The sequence below is a fragment of the Macrococcus brunensis genome, from assembly GCF_004359615.1.
In the GTDB taxonomy this organism is placed as follows: Bacteria; Bacillota; Bacilli; order Staphylococcales; family Staphylococcaceae; genus Macrococcus; species Macrococcus brunensis.
The window spans coordinates 1-15906 of sequence record NZ_SCWA01000004.1 but is presented as its reverse complement, the minus strand read 5'-3'; the positions used below and the strand labels follow the sequence as shown (position 1 = coordinate 15906).

Annotated in this window: 16 protein-coding genes and 1 riboswitch; of the genes, 6 read left to right on the top strand and 10 right to left on the bottom strand. The window is 41.8% G+C overall.

The features are described from left to right. Positions 1 to 53: 53 nt before the first annotated feature. Entirely contained in the window at positions 54 to 623 is a 570-nt protein-coding gene (ahpC, locus tag ERX27_RS02750; RefSeq protein ID WP_133431312.1) for an alkyl hydroperoxide reductase subunit C, read from the bottom strand. A gap of 341 nt (positions 624 to 964) precedes the next feature. Between ahpC and ERX27_RS02745 the strand changes: the two genes are divergently transcribed. Continuing rightward, positions 965 to 2035 carry a PTS sugar transporter subunit IIC gene (locus ERX27_RS02745; RefSeq protein ID WP_133431311.1) on the top strand — a complete coding sequence of 357 codons (1071 nt, stop codon included), beginning with the start codon at positions 965 to 967 and terminating at the stop codon, positions 2033 to 2035. Beyond that, positions 2036 to 3031: a D-2-hydroxyacid dehydrogenase gene (locus tag ERX27_RS02740; protein ID WP_133431310.1), complete on the top strand. Its 996-nt coding sequence runs from the start codon at positions 2036 to 2038 to the stop codon at positions 3029 to 3031. Positions 3032 to 3043: 12 nt separating this feature from the next. Here ERX27_RS02740 and ERX27_RS02735 read toward each other — a convergent pair whose 3' ends face one another. Further along, on the bottom strand, positions 3044 to 4654 hold the full coding sequence (locus ERX27_RS02735; RefSeq protein ID WP_133431309.1) for a M20/M25/M40 family metallo-hydrolase: 1611 nt from the start codon (positions 4652 to 4654) through the stop codon (positions 3044 to 3046). A gap of 107 nt (positions 4655 to 4761) precedes the next feature. On the opposite strand from ERX27_RS02735, the gene ERX27_RS02730 reads away from it, so the two are divergent. After that, a complete protein-coding gene (locus tag ERX27_RS02730) occupies positions 4762 to 4965 on the top strand; it encodes a zinc ribbon domain-containing protein (protein WP_133431308.1) in 204 nt (67 codons plus the stop codon). A gap of 154 nt (positions 4966 to 5119) precedes the next feature. On the opposite strand, the gene ERX27_RS02725 is transcribed toward ERX27_RS02730, so the two are convergent. The 5 genes from ERX27_RS02725 to ERX27_RS02705 all read right to left on the bottom strand — a co-directional run bounded on the left by ERX27_RS02725 (position 5120) and on the right by ERX27_RS02705 (position 11605). Beyond that, positions 5120 to 5911, bottom strand: coding sequence for an energy-coupling factor transporter transmembrane component T family protein (locus ERX27_RS02725; RefSeq protein ID WP_133431307.1), 792 nt, complete (start codon positions 5909 to 5911; stop codon positions 5120 to 5122). Next, a complete protein-coding gene (locus ERX27_RS02720) occupies positions 5904 to 7313 on the bottom strand; it encodes an ABC transporter ATP-binding protein (RefSeq protein ID WP_133431306.1) in 1410 nt (469 codons plus the stop codon). Before ERX27_RS02720 ends, ERX27_RS02725 begins: the two co-directional genes overlap by 8 nt. After that, the gene (locus tag ERX27_RS02715) at positions 7300 to 7875 is read right to left on the bottom strand and encodes an ECF transporter S component (protein ID WP_133431305.1); all 576 of its coding nucleotides are present in this window, start codon (positions 7873 to 7875) and stop codon (positions 7300 to 7302) included. Before ERX27_RS02715 ends, ERX27_RS02720 begins: the two co-directional genes overlap by 14 nt. A gap of 69 nt (positions 7876 to 7944) precedes the next feature. Beyond that, positions 7945 to 8044, bottom strand: a riboswitch (TPP riboswitch). Positions 8045 to 8137: 93 nt separating this feature from the next. Further along, positions 8138 to 9535: an amino acid permease gene (locus ERX27_RS02710; RefSeq protein ID WP_133431304.1), complete on the bottom strand. Its 1398-nt coding sequence runs from the start codon at positions 9533 to 9535 to the stop codon at positions 8138 to 8140. A 336-nt stretch (positions 9536 to 9871) separates the two neighbouring features. Continuing rightward, positions 9872 to 11605 (bottom strand): pyruvate oxidase, encoded by a 1734-nt coding sequence (locus tag ERX27_RS02705; protein ID WP_133431303.1) that lies wholly within the window; start codon positions 11603 to 11605, stop codon positions 9872 to 9874. Between the two features lie 121 nt (positions 11606 to 11726). Here ERX27_RS02705 and ERX27_RS02700 point away from each other — a divergent pair, with 121 nt between their 5' ends. Beyond that, entirely contained in the window at positions 11727 to 12596 is an 870-nt protein-coding gene (locus ERX27_RS02700; RefSeq protein WP_133431302.1) for a TIGR01777 family oxidoreductase, read from the top strand. After that, on the top strand, positions 12589 to 12972 hold the full coding sequence (locus ERX27_RS02695; protein WP_133431301.1) for a YbgA family protein: 384 nt from the start codon (positions 12589 to 12591) through the stop codon (positions 12970 to 12972). The genes ERX27_RS02700 and ERX27_RS02695 overlap by 8 nt, the downstream gene beginning before the upstream one ends. A gap of 4 nt (positions 12973 to 12976) precedes the next feature. On the opposite strand, the gene ERX27_RS02690 is transcribed toward ERX27_RS02695, so the two are convergent. Then, a complete protein-coding gene (locus ERX27_RS02690) occupies positions 12977 to 13459 on the bottom strand; it encodes a pyrimidine dimer DNA glycosylase/endonuclease V (RefSeq protein ID WP_133431300.1) in 483 nt (160 codons plus the stop codon). Positions 13460 to 13589: 130 nt separating this feature from the next. Here ERX27_RS02690 and ERX27_RS02685 point away from each other — a divergent pair, with 130 nt between their 5' ends. Beyond that, positions 13590 to 14312, top strand: a complete 723-nt coding sequence (locus tag ERX27_RS02685) for a metal-binding protein ZinT (protein ID WP_133431299.1) — start codon at positions 13590 to 13592, stop codon at positions 14310 to 14312. A gap of 33 nt (positions 14313 to 14345) precedes the next feature. Here ERX27_RS02685 and ERX27_RS02680 read toward each other — a convergent pair whose 3' ends face one another. Together ERX27_RS02680 and ERX27_RS02675 are read right to left on the bottom strand one after the other, a co-directional pair. After that, positions 14346 to 15101 (bottom strand): cytochrome c oxidase assembly protein, encoded by a 756-nt coding sequence (locus ERX27_RS02680; protein WP_133431463.1) that lies wholly within the window; start codon positions 15099 to 15101, stop codon positions 14346 to 14348. Next, a complete protein-coding gene (locus tag ERX27_RS02675) occupies positions 15101 to 15538 on the bottom strand; it encodes a DUF2243 domain-containing protein (protein ID WP_133431298.1) in 438 nt (145 codons plus the stop codon). The genes ERX27_RS02680 and ERX27_RS02675 overlap by 1 nt, the downstream gene beginning before the upstream one ends. Positions 15539 to 15906: the final 368 nt, after the last annotated feature.

Below are 15906 nucleotides of genomic sequence, written 5' to 3'. Positions count from 1 at the left end.
CAACACTCGAAGAGCGTTGTGGCTGATTTTTTCTATCTATGTTTAGAGTGTTCTTAGATTTTACCGACTAAGTCAAGACCAGGTGTTAATGTTTCTGATCCTTCTTTCCATTTAGCAGGACATACTTCACCGTCATGTGTACGCACGTATTGAGCTGCTTTCACTTTATCAACAAGCACGCTTGCTTCACGACCGATGCCGTCGTTGTTGATTTCCATTGTTTGAACAACACCATCTGGATCGATAAGGAATGTCGCACGTTGCGCAAGACCTTCTGCTTCATCTAATACATCAAAGTTACGAGCGATAGTGTGAGATGGGTCACCGATCATTGTGTATTCAATTTTAGCGATAGCATCTGAATGATCATGCCATGCTTTATGTGTGAAGTGAGTATCACATGATACGGAATAAACATTAACGCCTAAACTTTGTAATGTTGCATATTGATCCTGTAAGTCTTCTAACTCAGTTGGGCAGACAAATGTGAAGTCGGCTGGGTAGAAGCAGACAATGCTCCAGTCGCCTTTCATTGACTCGTTAGATACTTCAACGAACTTATCCTCTTTAGGATTATAAGCATTAGCTGTGAATGGTAAGATTTCTTTGTTGATTAATGACATGAATGAACCCTCCGAATGGTTTATATTTTTAGATTATAATTATTATAATCTAGTACTCCCCTATTGTTACATGATTGTTGGTTGAAGTCAACGAAGAAAAATTGAATAAAATATGACTTTTTAATACTATTTTTTAACCTCCGCGTCATCTCTCGCTAAAGTACTTATTATCAGTAGAAAGCCGATATTCTCAATCTAAATATAAATTTTATTAATCAAATATTTAAGTATTATGAAGAATTTAAGTCATACTAAATAACATATTGCACTTCTTTCACAATCAAGCTATAATGAAATTAAGATAAATGTGATTTAATTCACAAATAAAAGGAGAGTTCTTTATGGAACAAACAGCAAACCGCATTTCCGCAAAAGATTTCATCAACAAAGTACTAGCCGGGGTTGCACTGGGTATTGTCGTCGGTTTAATTCCGAACGCTATTCTAGGCGAGTTATTCAAAGCATTAATTCCTTATCATCCTATTTTCGCCACATTGAACAGCGTTGTTGTCGGTATCCAGTTTACTGTACCGGTTCTTGTCGGTGTCTTAATCGGCATGCAGTTCAAACTCAACCCTATTCAGACAGTCATTGTCGGTACTGCCGCATTCGTAGGTAGTGGTGCCGCGGTCTTCAAAGAAAATGCATGGGTCTTAACAGGTATTGGTGACTTAATCAATACCATGATTACCGCTTCTATCGCCGTCTTACTCATTTTATGGATTAAAGATCGCTTAGGCAGTCTGACTATTATTCTTTTACCTATCATAGCAGGTGGTATCGCCGGATTCCTGGGCATCATCTTATTACCTTACGTCAAACTGATCACATCAAGTCTTGGACAGCTGATTAACAGCTTCACTACATTACAGCCGATGGTCATGTGCATTCTAATCGCTATCTCATTTAGTATTTTGATTGTTTCACCTATTTCAACGGTCGCGATTGCGATGGCAATTGGTATCTCCGGACTTGCATCAGGTGCCGCGAACCTAGGGGTTGCCGCTGCTGCCTGCATGCTTGTGGTTGGTACAATGCGTGTCAATAAAGCAGGTGTTCCTATCGCTGTCTTTCTTGGTGCTATGAAAATGATGATGCCGAACCTGCTCAAATATCCAATCATCGCTTTACCTATCGCACTGACTGCTACTGTTACAGGTATTGTCGGCAGTCTGATCGGCATTCAAGGAACAAAAGAATCTGCAGGTTTCGGATTCTCTGGTCTTGTCGGGCCAATCAATGCCTTTAAATTCATGGAAGGCAATGCGATGATGAATCTCCTGCTCCTTATTCTTGTCTATTTCGTTGTTCCATTTGTATCAGCATTCATCTTCCATTACTTATTTACAAAAGTCTTTAAATTATATGATCCGGAAGTATTCAAATTCCAGACTGAAAGCGAGGGTAAATAAATGACTAAAATAATGATGTTCGGTGCCCGCGAAGACGAAAGACCTGCTGCTCTGAACTGGGCAGAGAAAAACAATGTAGAGCTCACAATCTCTTCTGATATTCTGACACCAGATACCATCGATTCACTTAAAGGCTATGATGGTGTAACAACGCAGCAGACAGGCAAACTGGCACCTGAAATTTATGAACGTTTAGAAGCGATCGGTATCAAACAGATTGCACAGCGTAGTGCAGGTTACGATATGTATGATTTAGAAGCCGCAAAAGCGCATCATATCATCATCTCAAATGTGCCGAGCTATTCACCGAATTCCATTGCAGAATATGCCGTTGCTATGGCGCTCAATCTTGTCCGAAAAACTTCTCTCATCGATGAACATGTCAGACGCCACGACTTCAGATGGCAGCCGGTCATCATGTCTAAAGAAATCAAAAGCCTGACAGTCGCAATCATCGGCACGGGACGGATCGGACAGATCACGGCTAAGATATTCAAAGGTTTTGACTCTAACGTAGTCGGCTATGACCTTTATCCGAATGATAAGGCAAGAGAATGGATCGATTATAAAGACTCTGTAGAAGAAGCTGTTAAAGATGCCGATATCGTCTCTCTGCATATGCCGGCAACAAGCGACAACCATCACCTCTTCAATAAAGAGATGTTCGCTCAGTTTAAAAAAGGTGCCATTTTAATCAATGCGGCGCGCGGCAGTGTCGTCGATACACTTGCTCTTATAGAAGCGATTGATAGCAGTCAGCTGGCGGCTGCTGCACTAGATACGTATGAATTTGAAAGCCAGTATTTCCCTAAAGATTTCAGCAACCAGACAATCGAAGACAAGGACTTACTTCGTCTGATTGAACACGACAAAATTATTGTAACACCGCATATCGCTTTTTATACAGATGTTGCTGTACAGAATCTGGTCGAAGGTGGTCTGAACGCAGCACTCGAAGTGATTCAGACAGGTACTTGCGAGACGCGACTCAACTAAAAATACGCCCGCCTATTTAAAGGCGGGCGTATTTTTAGTTGCTAAATAATAACGAACGATATGCTCGAGCATGACTGGGAGTTCCTCAAATGCGCTCTTTGTGTTCAGTCTTTCCGTTACTTTGTGTGCGTCCTTACCGATCGGTCCGCAGTTAAAGACAGGCGCCTGAATAGCATGGATTTCTTCAAACGGAATATCATATGTCCGCTTAAAAGTAGGCGTGTTATCCGCATAGACTTTACCACTGCCGGCGTTATCGCTTAAACAATAGCTCAGATCGCTGATACCGTTGAAATAATGCAGGCGTTTACTCTCGCGGCCTAAACCTGCGGCTGCCGTTTTGACCTGTACTATTAAATCTTCAATCTCAGAATGATATGATGCATTGACTGCCGGGTAATACGGCGGAACAAAGAATGTAACCATCGCAGGCCCGATAGCTTTACAGTTTTTCATCAACTCATCCACCACTTGAATATTCTGCAGATAAAGTGCCGGCTCTTCTACCGCTTTGCTGATAATCAGCTCTACTTTATCACGGCCAAGCTGCTCGGTTGCCTGCTGCAGCAGTTCCGCGTAAGTCAGTACTTTGATATCCAGTGTTCTCTCTACTTGTTCAAGTTCGAAGATTTGCTGATACGCTTGTTCGCACTTCTCTTTTGCTTCTTTGACAATCGTGTTGAACTGGCTGAAGACATCTGCTGCCGTCTGTTTGAATGAAAAGACATTATAAAGCGCGACAGAGCGAAACGGTGTCTGTACATCGTAATAATCCTTTAAGTCTTTATTCATGAGCGCAACAGGCAGAGGTGTCGCTTCGTCTTCAAAAGTCTCCTTGAAGTGGCGGTTATATTCCATCGTCTGATTGACAAAGTTCAGCATAAAGTTCGAACTGATGCCGTTCATCGGGGTCCCGACATGCGTCTCTTCCCCGTAACAAAGAACAGCAGGCATTAATTTGCCAATGGAACCGGAATAAACGTAATGCGCATTATCTGATGCCTGCTGCTGGAAAGTCGGCTCACTATTCAGATAGAGGACGATATCCAGCTTTTCTTTCTGAACAATGTCATGCAGTTTCATCATTGCTGTACGCATGCCAAGTGAGTTCACTTCTTCATCAGGCACTGTCATCAGCAGTAGATTGATATTCCATTCTTCAAGAATCGCTTTCTCAATCAATGACAGATGCAGCATCAATCCTGGCTTCATATCCATCGAACCTCGGCCAAAGAGATAATTACCGCTCGCCAGGTCTTCTTTCGCTGTCGCATTCAAGTAAGCATCGTCTTCTTTGAATAGTGCCGTAATTGCATCCATATCAAACGCCGCCTGTTCATAATCACCGAAGTCATCAATTCCGACTGTATCGTAATGACTGATCAGTACGATCGTTTTTCTGGACTTAGCTTTGTAGTGGGCCATCAGCGTATGTCGACCATCCCCAGTCGGCGCTAAAATGACCTGTTCTTCTCTCTCTTTAAAGTAAGGTAAATCCATCAGCATCTGTTGAATGAAGAATGGAAACTCCTTCTCTCCTTCTGACAATGTCACGCTATCAAACTGAACAATCTGCTTCAGAAGTGTTGCACGCGCTTCTGCACTTTGCCATAAACTCGTCATGTCTTATCCCCTTTCATATAGTTCCATCATAAGCCCTGGTCAAGAAAAGATAAAGTCCACTTTTTCTGTTATAATTTAACTATACTTCTATATAAGGGGATGAGAAGATGTCAAATGAAGGCTGTATAAAATGTGGTCACCAGGAAACCGTAACAAAGGATGTTTCTATGGCAGGGACAGGATTATCTAAACTGTTTGATATTGAGCATAATACGTTTACAGTAATTTCCTGCAAGAACTGTGGCTATACAGAATTTTATTCGAAGCAGACAAATGCAGGTATGAATATTATGGATCTATTCTTTAGTTAAAAAAACGGTAAAGGCCTCATCCTAAAATTTAGGATGAGGCCTTTTTTAGTGGTTTTATGTTCAGGTTCTGAGTCAAGTCGAACAGCAAACTCCGTTGTTGTTCAACTTTTGAGTCAGGTCGAACAGCAAACACTGCGTACGCCCGCACTCCTTTTTACCTGACGTCTTCAAGCCCGGTCACCGGCAATATGCCCGCCAGCAGAAATGCACCCGCAACTACTGCTATCAGCCCAAAAATAAAGATGACATCATAAAAACTGAATGGTACACGGTAATAATAAGTCCGAGGGCCATCTTTAAATCCTTTTTTCTCCATCGCCACAGCGAGCCGGTGTGCTTTACGTATATTCTGACTCATCAGCGGAATAATCAGATGCTTGAGGCGTCTGATTCCTCTATACTGCTTTGGATCTATCATCTGGTAGCGCATCTTCAGTGAATTTCTGAGCTGAAAGAATGATTCTATCATCATCGGAACCATTCGTATCGCCGCCATAAAAGCATAGGCATACTTCGGTTTAACATTTAAATGCTGCATCAGACTATAGAAAATCATGACAATCTGTGTAGTAAATGCGATTGTCAGCCCGAGACAGCTCACTGTAATCGTTCTAAGTGACAGATGCAGTCCTCTGAAGAGACTCTCCGTCGTAATATGGATAATACCCCATTTAAAAAGTGTATGACTCCCGTCCCCGTAAAAAATCATGAAAAGTGAAGAAGTGACGCTAAACAGTGCAATTACCGAGAAAAGCGGCAGGACAATCTTCAGCCGTGTCCCGGAAAAAAGCAGCATAAAAGAGAACATCAACAGCGCCATATAAAGCATGACGTCGAAGCGATGAATGAAGATGACCAGAAAGAAGAGCAGGACACCTGCTATCATCTTCGTCAGGATGTTGACATGGTCCATCATCGTGATGCGTGTCTTAAACTGTTCATACATGAGCTGCACCTACTTCTTTCAACTGATTCTCCGTTACATGAAAGCGTCGCGTCGGATAGCGTTCCACAATATGCGGGTCATGGGTCACCATCATCACCGTCTGCCCCTGCTGCACCCGCTCCTTGAAAAGTGTCAGCAGCTGGAACGTATTATGACTATCCAGTCCGAACGTCGGTTCATCGAGCAGAATGATATCTGCCGGGGAACTGAGGGCTGTTGCGACACTCAGCCGTCTTTTCTGTCCCATTGAAAGTTCAAAAGGATGCTGATCACTGACGTCTTCAAGCTGCAGAAGCTCGAGCATCTGTATCGTCTTATGGCGTGCTGTTTCTTTATTCTGATGATAGTAATTAATATAAATTTCATCGTAAACGCTATTCTGGATAAACTGGAGCTCCGGATTCTGATAGACCAGATACAAATGGGCAGCAGCATCGCGGACTGTTTTCAGTCTTTTGTCCTGATAAAACATTACCCCATCGTACGGTACCATCTGCAGCATCGCTTCAAGAAGCGTCGTCTTCCCTGTACCATTCTTACCAGTAACGACAAGCCACTCCCCTAAACTAATCTGCAGTTCCTCGATTGCATACAATGTTTTTTTACCGCGTTTAATCACACCATTCTGATAATTAAATACCGGTACGAGCCCTGCCTTATTCTCCAAAGCTGACGGCGCATTCAGCCATGCATTCGGATGCCAGATACCATACTCCGATAAAAGCGATTCGTAGTGCTCTAAAATATAAGCCGGTGCGCCTTCCTGCACAATCTCGCCTTGTTCATTCATCACTATGACACGATCGACATGCTGCCAGATATGCTCGACTTTATGCTCAACAATCACTACGGTCTGATCATGCCAAAGGTTCATCAGCAGCGCCCAGAGCTGTTCTGTCGCTTCAGTATCCAGCATGGCAGAAGGTTCATCTAAAAAGAGTGTATCTGCTTGCTGAAGCAAAGTCCCTGCTATCGCCAGTTTCTGTTTCATGCCACCACTCAGCTGGTTGATAAGCTGACTTTTATCGACATTCAAGTTTACTTCACGAAGAGCACGTTCTATACGCTGATCCATCTCACCTGCCGGCACTTGTCTGTTTTCCAGAATAAAGGCCAGTTCTTCGTACACTTTCGGCATACAGAACTGACTATCAGGATCCTGAAAAATAACAGCAGCACTCGGATCAATCAGACGTTCTTCGTACTTCATCGGCAGGTCTATCAATTCAGGTACAATGCCTGCCAGCACATTGAGCAACGTGCTTTTACCGCAGCCGGAAGGTCCAAGCAGCAATACTTTTTCCTTTTCTTTGATGTCAATCGATAACCCGTCAAATATCTTATCCTTAACCCCGGGATATTTCAGCCGTAGATCTGTTACTTTAAGTTTAGAGTGCGTCATAATCTTCCTGTGATGCAGAACGGAATAGACGTGTGACACCGGTCTGATCAAGCGCTTTGACGAGTATATAAGGGAGAATACCCGCCAGCACGGCTCCGCTGATTACACGAAATACAATGAAAAGAATTAAGTTCCACGCTGCAACTTCACTCATATAACCGTAGAAATAGTCGATTGGCAAACTGATCAAAGCAGCTGCGACACCCGCTAATATACATACCATCACACTGCGAGAACGATATCTGAATGCCATGAATACAAGCTCACAGGCAAGACCCTGCAGTAAAGCAAAGACAAATGTCGGGATATCAAATTTCCCCATGATAATCGTCTCACCGGCACCAGCTGCAAACTCAGCCAGTAGTGCAATACCGAACTTTGGCACAATCAAGTAAGCCACAACAGCTGCTGCAAACCACATCCCATAAGTCAGCTGTTCAATATGTAGGCCGAGCGGCTTAACAGCTTCATAAGGCAGCCACCATAAATTATAGATAAAACCAAAAATCACTGCGACAAGCACTGTTACTAAAATATCCGATAACGTTAAACCTTTTCTCATTCCAATATCCTCCTCAACAAAAACACGCAACCATCAACAGATGATTGCGCGTCAAAAAGACATAGAGATATCAATATCTATACACTTTCCTACGCTAGCATCAACTAGATCAGGTTCGAAGGGTTCGAGTAAACTCGTCTCAGTTAAAAAAACACCCCTAGTGTTTCTTATATATTTGTATCTAAACTGTATACCTGTCGGAATTGAATGTCAACTCCATTTCCTGAGAAATAAAAAAGCGATACCGAAGTATCGCTTCATATTAATCGCGGTAAACCGTTCTTTCTGCCACACCGCGCGCTTTATCTTTTTTGTTATAACCCAGCATAAAGTATGCTGCTGTCACGATTGCAAGGAAGATAAAACCGATAATAACAGATATACGAGTATCCGGATTGATCAGCATGAAAAATAATACTAATACCAGGAATCCGATTGTCAGCCAGTTCGTCACTGGTGCGCCCGGCATCTTGAATGGATGATTTTCAATCAGTTCCGGATGTTTCTTTCTAAACTGCATATGACTGATCAGAATCATGAACCATGGTACCATACCTGGCAGGATTGATGCGCTATAGACATAGACAAAAATTTTATCCGCCCCTGGAATCACGACATTGAGGATAACGCCCAGGAAGATACCGATTGCAATAGCAAGAACTGCATAGAATGGCACGCCTGTTTTTAAGACTTTACCGAAGATAGCTGGCATTTTGCCTTCTTGTGCCAAAGTGTAGACCATACGACTTGAACTGAAGATACCTGCATTGCATCCCGACATTGCAGCGGTGATAACAACGAAGTTAATCAGACCCGCTGCGACTGTGATACCAATTTTAGCGAATGTTGCTACGAACGGGCTGCCGATTGTACCTAATTGATCCCATGGATAAACAGTAACGATAACGAAGATAGCACCAATATAGAAAATCAGAATACGCCATACAATGCTGTTAACCGCTTTTTGAATATTTTTTTGAGGATCTTTTGTTTCACCAGCTGTAATTCCGATTAACTCAACTCCTTGATAAGCACCGACTACGATAGAAAGTGCAAACAAGAAACCTGTCAATCCATTCGGGAAGAATCCACCATGTTCAGTTAAGTTGCCAAAACCAATAGGATTTCCACCGTTACCAAACCCGAACAAGATAACACCTAAACCAGCAATAATCATGAGAATAATCGTCACGACTTTAATCATCGCAAACCAGAACTCAAATTCACCGAATGCTTTTACTGATGCTAAGTTTGCCACAGCAAGTGTCAAAACTACAATCAGACCTGGAATCCAAGTCGGTAACTCCGGCCACCAGTACTGCATATACTGACCGACCGCAATCACTTCACTCATCCCCACCACAACCCACTGGAAGATATTACTCCAGGCAGTTGCGTAACCTGCAGCCGGATGAATGTAATCATTTGCATACTGAGCGAATGAACCGGTTGACGGATATAAATAAACCATTTCTCCCATTGCGCGCATAATAAAGAATAAGAAAATACCCGCGATTAAATATGCAAAGAGTGCAGATGGTCCCGCCCACTTAATGACACTGGAGGCGCCCATAAATAATCCCACGCCAATTGTTCCGCCGAGTGCTATCATCTGGACCTGTCGTGAACTCAGTCCTCTGTGTAATTGATTGTCTTCCATTATTTTTACCTCTTCCTCTATATAAAAAATATTAATTACTTCTGTTATTATACAGCAGTTTCACAAGTTGTAAATCACAAATTCACCGCTTTTAAGCAATAAAGCAAATAATTTTCTAAATATTCTTCGAATCTGTAATACCTTGGTATAAAAGCATTTATAATAAATGGTATTTGCATATAAATTGCAATAAATATAATAATATCTAAAGATTAAAAGAGATAAATATTAAATTTCACAAACTTTATTGAAGATTGTGATTTTTAATGTTTTGTTATTATATAACAGAAAGACAAAAAAATCGGAAGCAAATCTGCTTCCAATTAATTGATCTGATTAAAGGACACGTCTGATCAATGTTTTAAGAGGTGGCATTTTTTCAAGTTTACCTTCTTCAAGTAATGAACGGATTTCGAATTTAGCATAACCCAACATTTCATCAAAGACAATCTGTCCTGGCAGAGGGGCAGCATCTTGATCGACATATACATTTACAATGACAGGTTTATCAGCCGCTTTTGCTTGCTGCATGGCTGGTGCAAGTTCTTCTGGTGTCGTTACGTTGATACCGATACCGCCACAGCTTTCTGCAAATTTAGCGTAATCTATATCTGCTAAGTTGATGGCATATTCCAGTTCTCCTGCAGCCTGCTGTTCATATTTGATGAATGATAACTGCTGATTGTTCATCACAACCACAATCATCGGCAGATTGTAATAGACAGCAGTTACGAAGTCCTGCATGACCATCGAGAAGCCACCGTCACCGGCAATTGCAATCGCCTGACGCTCTGGGAAAGCAATCTTAGAAGCGATTGCACCTGGTAGTGCACATCCCATGGTGCCAAGCCAAGCTGATGTTATAAACTGATTTTGATGATCCAGTCTTAAATATCTGGTACTCCATACTGTTGAAGTTCCAATGTCGATTGAGAACGTCGCATCTGGCTCAGCAATTTTTTCTATTTCTGCCATTACGCGTTCCGGACGAATAGGGGTAGAGTCCTTCATACGGTCTTCTTCTAACCACTTGTTCCAGTTAACCATATTTTCCTGACATGCTTCCAGGAATGGACGACGTTCAACTGTATCGCAAGCCTGCGTTAACTCTGGCAGAATATCTTTTGCATGTCCTATCAGTGGTACATCTACATCATAACGTTTGCCGATATTTTTCAGATTGATATCAAGCTGAATACAAGGGACATTCTCATCTGGCAGATAGCTGACATAGGGGTAATTCGTACCTAATAAGATCAGTAAATCCGCTTCTTTCATTGCTTCAAAAGCTGGCTTCGTGCCAATTTTACCGATATTACCAAGTGATTGCGGATGTGTATCTGGAATAATACCTTTAGCTGGGAGCGTAATCATAGCTGGTGCTTTAATGCGTTCAATGAAATGAATCACTTCATCTTTAGCACCTTTCGTTCCTACACCTGCAAGAACCACTGGATTTTTACTATTACCGATCAATTCTGCCGCTGCCGCAATTTTATCAGTCGGCGCAGAGAAATGCGGTCTGACATATTCATATTTTTTATCAAGTGTATTATCTTCAATCTCTGTTTTAAGAATATCCCCGGGAATCGTCAATACCGCTACGCCTGATTCATCATATGCTGTTTTAATCGCTTCATTCACCGTATCGAAAATTCGATTTGGATCCGTCACAATCTGGTTGAATACCGCTACACCTTGGAACATTGTAGAGATATCGACTTCCTGGAAGTAACCTGAACCAATCTGATCTGTATTGGTATGTCCGCATAGGACAAGTGTCGGCACATTATCCATTTTTGCATCGTACATGCCGTTTAATAAATGGACCGCACCTGGTCCACCTATCCCTAACGAAACAGCAATCTTACCTGTTAATTTCGTATAACTTGCCGCTGCAAGTGTCGCTACTTCTTCATGTCTGACATTATAGAATTTGATACTTTCTTCTTCATGCTTAAGTGCATCTACCACTGAATCAATTGAATCGCCTGGAATACCATAGACATGATCAATGCCCCAGTTTTTAAGTGCTTTGACTAATGCGAGATTTGCTTTGATTTTACTCATAATGATGCCTCCTTTTTATTATACATCTGTTATCTACCCGTCGCTTTTCATTCTAATCACTTATCGTGTATGGCATAGACTTAAACAGGGTATAATATTAAAAATAAAAGGGGGCAATATGATGAAGAAAATATTACTGACTGGCGGTACTGGACTAGTAGGTTCTCGATTAATTGAAATGACAGACCATGAGTTTTATATTCTGACGCGTTCTGATAAGGAAGACACCGCGCATGTTAACTATATCAACTGGAATAATGATGATTATTTATCTCAGATACCCGAAGTAGACCTCATCATCAATCTAGCCGGGGCGAGTCTGAGTAACCGCTGGACCCAGCAACATAAACAAGCGATTGTCAAAAGTCGCATAGAATCTACGAAGAAGCTAGGTCCTATCATTGAACAGCAGCAGAAGAAACCTTTCCTGATTTCTGCAAGCGCTGTAGGCTATTATCCACCTGCTAAAAATCTCTCCTATACAGAAGCCGACCGTTTCGAAGCATTTGACTTTCTATCTAAAACCGTTCATTTATGGGAGCAGGAAGCAGCTAAACTTAAGGTAGCGACTGCTTATTGCAGATTTGGTGTTATCTTCTCAAACCAAGGCGGGGCGCTCCCTATTATGGTTAAGCCCTATCAATTCTATATTGGCGGTAATATCGGCGATGGTCAGCAGGTCTACTCCTGGATTCATATTGATGACCTCATTCGTGCTCTCCTTTTCATCTACGATCAACAACTGACAGGGATCTATAACTGCACCGCACCAGAGCCTGCCACGCAGGAAGAAGTCGGGAAAGCAATCGCTGAAGCACTTCATAAACCTCACTTCCTACCTGTGCCTGAGATTGCACTGAAGACCTTACTTGGTGAACAAGCGATAATGGTTACAGACGGTCAGCGCGTTCTACCGGATAAACTCATTTCAGCAGGCTTTAAGTTCCAGCACCCGACTATCAAAGAAGCGATTACAAGTTTATATGGTTAATCAAAAAGAACAGAAAAAAGCAGTTGAAAAACGCTGGCGTGAGGAAAAATATAAAGTGATGTATCATAGTCAGCAGCACTATAATGACATCAGAGGCCTGATGAAAGAACAGCTGACGGATATCGATATCCTGAACACACAAATCAGTGAAGCGTATGCACTGGAGCCTACGCACGGTTCTATGCTCAATACATTTCAGCATTTATGGGGATATTTCAAGAACAAAGCGACCCCAGAAGAAAAAGAGCTCTTTCTGCCGCTACTGAACCAGGTACCTGAAAAGAACGATGTTATCATCCAGCAGCTCCATCATTTAGCCCTTAAATATAATGTTAAATACCTCAAAGAAAGCAGTATATTAACCGAAAAAAACTGACGTATCAGACGTCAGTTTTTTTCGGTTGAAAACCACAGCGTGGACTGGTGGTATCGTTCAGCCATTTATCATGGAGAAGCTGCTGATAAGCTTCATACACCGTTTCGCCCTCAAGCCTCGTATCCCCATAAACATAATAAGGCGGTAGCGACTCATGCGAAAACGCTTCCTGATTGGCAAAGATAATATCCGCCAGTACATCGAGATCTTCTTTAAAGGCAGGAGAACGCTTGCCACCTCGTCTTTGATGCTCCAGGTCCATTTCCACAAGCATATTATAAAGGTCAATGATGTAGGGCTTGCCATTATTGTAAGCCTGTTTGACGATTGGATGATGTAAGTAACGCGTATTTCCCTCTATAATCTTCAGTTCGGCAAGACAGACACGTATGATCTGGTATAACTCGAGCACCTGTTTGGACAATCTTCTATTATCCAAATACTGTGCGCTGATTTTATGATCAGCGTCTACTCTAAATATCTGCATATGACCCCTTCTTTTCATTAGTTCTTAAATGTTAGCACGTTAAAAATATTTTCTCAAATCGTCTGTTGACGTTTACAGCATTTGTATCTATAATTATAAATCGTAACTATTACGTTTTATAGGAGGCAATATGCATTACTTTACTAAAGGACTCGGCGTGGCATCGCTGGCACTTATCTTAACTGCCTGTGGCACAAATCAGGACTCAGAAAAAAAGCACGAAGAAAAAGCAGTAACAGAGAAGACAGAAGAGCATGCGCATAACCACGAACACAAGCATCATGAACATGATCATCACCACATGTCAGCTGCTGACAAAAAAATATACGAAGGTCACTTCAAGGATAGTCAGGTAAAAGATCGTGAGCTGACAGACTGGGAAGGTGACTGGCAATCGGTTTATCCTTATCTTCAGGACGGCACATTAGATGAGGTATTCGAACATAAAGCAGAAGACAAAGGTGATATGACAGCAGCCGACTATAAAAAGTATTATACAACTGGCTACAAGACTGATGTCTCACGTATCAATACCGGTAAAGAAAAGATTGATTTCTATAAAGGAGACAAAAAGATTTCCGGGAAATATCATTATGACGGCAAAGAGATTTTGACATATAAAAAAGGAAATCGGGGCGTCCGCTTTATCTTCAAGAAAGTATCAGGTGATAAAGAAGCCCCTGCATACATCCAGTTCAGCGATCATAACATCGCACCCAAACTCGCTGAACATTTCCATATTTATATGGGCGATGACCGTGCTCAATTACTTAAAGAAATGGAACACTGGCCGACTTATTACTTCAGTGATATGTCAGGTGAAGAAATCGCTCATGAAATGATGGGTCATTAAAAACGAAGGAGATATTCTGATGAATGTCTCCTTTTATGCGTGAGAGACTTTGCCTGGTCGCACTGAGCGGTACCAGCCGAGACACATGATAAAGATGATCAAGAGCTCGATGACATCACCGCCGTAGTACATGACAACTGCTCCTGTCTGCGCCTGCACCGCATCTACACCGGCGGGCGGATATGGATAAAAGGATTTAGACAAGATCTGGTGCAGTGCGACGGACACCATCATGACAATGGCCCGGTACTTAAAGGAATAAGGATGCCTCACTGGGTCCAGTTCCAGCATTACAGCTGTGAATAGGTAACCGGCCAGGAAGATATGAAAATGAATCAGATAATGCAGCCACGTATGATGGTGCATCATCATAAACAAATCAGTTCGGTAAAGCAGCCACAGTCCACCTGTATTGAGTATAGTCGCTGTAACAGGGTGTGCAATAAACCGTATATAAGTGCTGTTCATGAAACGGGACAGACGTCGTCCACTCTTAACAGGAAGCGTCCCTAAAAGTAGTCTTAAAGGCATTGCCAGCACCAGAAGAAGTGGTGACAGCATCCCTAACAGCAGATGGCCGTACATATGATAGATAAAATTATGGTGCATTTCTTCTGCAAAGGGTCCTACCATGACCAGTACTGCAAAGATGATGCCGACTATCCAAAGTACAGATCGATAAACGGGCCATTTTTTCCTGCCAGCTAAATACAGGTAACCTGTTATCATCACAACTGCGCTAAATACAATGATAAAGTCTGCCGGATTCACTGAATGATGTATATGCATCACTTCATCAGCTCTCTTTTACGTGACATCAGAAAACCGATGATAATCATCGCAAGACCTGTAATAATCCAGACAATATCGTATGTTAGAACATTATCCACATAACGAATCTGGTGCATGCGCAGCACTTTATGATTAATGATGCCGTCGTAGACCTGGAAAGAACCCATTCCCATCAATGTACGACCTATCCAGAATAACCAATCAGTCTGATATTTTCTTCTCGCATCTGCCAGCAGGAACAATCCGAAAATAATAAAGAAGCCGCACATTGAATTGAGTACGCCGTCCGATAAGAGTCCGATTTCCTTGGTCATCTGATCATAAAAGTGGTGCCACTGCAGAAACTGGTGAAAGACAATTTCATCTATAAAGCCGGCCAGCCCGATTCCAAAAATAAAGCCCGACCATTTGTGTTCTTTTGTATAAGTTCCCATAGATTGCCTCCTTATTTTTTAGACTTATACCCACTAGTGTTGCATAAAAATATTTCAACCTACGGTTTTAAATGGAATATTCTAAAAATTTATTTTCTGTACAAAAAAAGTCCTTTATAATGGTTAGAGGTAGTAATACACATCCAAATCCAATACAAAGGATCTCAACATGATAAGTTTACTAGAAAATCATCATTTGAACAATGGATTTCACCGATAGATTTCAAGAAAATTTCTCAATAGGTGAAAATCCTGAACTTAGACTACTATACAAAGAAGCTAGATACCTGTGCTTTCATTAAACTCCTGTTATATTCACAGTTATTTGAGACCGAAAGTCTACGAGCTATCAGTGACAGTGTTTTTTC

What these genes read in the sequence shown, in the direction of transcription:
- ERX27_RS02685 (WP_133431299.1), top strand. Translation starts at nt 13,590, where the DNA reads ATGCATTACTTTACTAAAGGACTCGGCGTGGCATCGCTGGCACTTATC.
- ERX27_RS02675 (WP_133431298.1), bottom strand. Translation starts at nt 15,538, where the DNA reads ATGGGAACTTATACAAAAGAACACAAATGGTCGGGCTTTATTTTTGGA.
- ERX27_RS02705 (WP_133431303.1), bottom strand. Translation starts at nt 11,605, where the DNA reads ATGAGTAAAATCAAAGCAAATCTCGCATTAGTCAAAGCACTTAAAAAC.
- ERX27_RS02730 (WP_133431308.1), top strand. Translation starts at nt 4,762, where the DNA reads ATGTCAAATGAAGGCTGTATAAAATGTGGTCACCAGGAAACCGTAACA.
- ahpC (WP_133431312.1), bottom strand. Translation starts at nt 623, where the DNA reads ATGTCATTAATCAACAAAGAAATCTTACCATTCACAGCTAATGCTTAT.
- ERX27_RS02690 (WP_133431300.1), bottom strand. Translation starts at nt 13,459, where the DNA reads ATGCAGATATTTAGAGTAGACGCTGATCATAAAATCAGCGCACAGTAT.
- ERX27_RS02715 (WP_133431305.1), bottom strand. Translation starts at nt 7,875, where the DNA reads ATGAGAAAAGGTTTAACGTTATCGGATATTTTAGTAACAGTGCTTGTC.
- ERX27_RS02695 (WP_133431301.1), top strand. Translation starts at nt 12,589, where the DNA reads ATGGTTAATCAAAAAGAACAGAAAAAAGCAGTTGAAAAACGCTGGCGT.
- ERX27_RS02725 (WP_133431307.1), bottom strand. Translation starts at nt 5,911, where the DNA reads ATGTATGAACAGTTTAAGACACGCATCACGATGATGGACCATGTCAAC.
- ERX27_RS02700 (WP_133431302.1), top strand. Translation starts at nt 11,727, where the DNA reads ATGAAGAAAATATTACTGACTGGCGGTACTGGACTAGTAGGTTCTCGA.
- ERX27_RS02710 (WP_133431304.1), bottom strand. Translation starts at nt 9,535, where the DNA reads ATGGAAGACAATCAATTACACAGAGGACTGAGTTCACGACAGGTCCAG.
- ERX27_RS02680 (WP_133431463.1), bottom strand. Translation starts at nt 15,101, where the DNA reads ATGCATATACATCATTCAGTGAATCCGGCAGACTTTATCATTGTATTT.
- ERX27_RS02720 (WP_133431306.1), bottom strand. Translation starts at nt 7,313, where the DNA reads ATGACGCACTCTAAACTTAAAGTAACAGATCTACGGCTGAAATATCCC.
- ERX27_RS02740 (WP_133431310.1), top strand. Translation starts at nt 2,036, where the DNA reads ATGACTAAAATAATGATGTTCGGTGCCCGCGAAGACGAAAGACCTGCT.
- ERX27_RS02735 (WP_133431309.1), bottom strand. Translation starts at nt 4,654, where the DNA reads ATGACGAGTTTATGGCAAAGTGCAGAAGCGCGTGCAACACTTCTGAAG.
- ERX27_RS02745 (WP_133431311.1), top strand. Translation starts at nt 965, where the DNA reads ATGGAACAAACAGCAAACCGCATTTCCGCAAAAGATTTCATCAACAAA.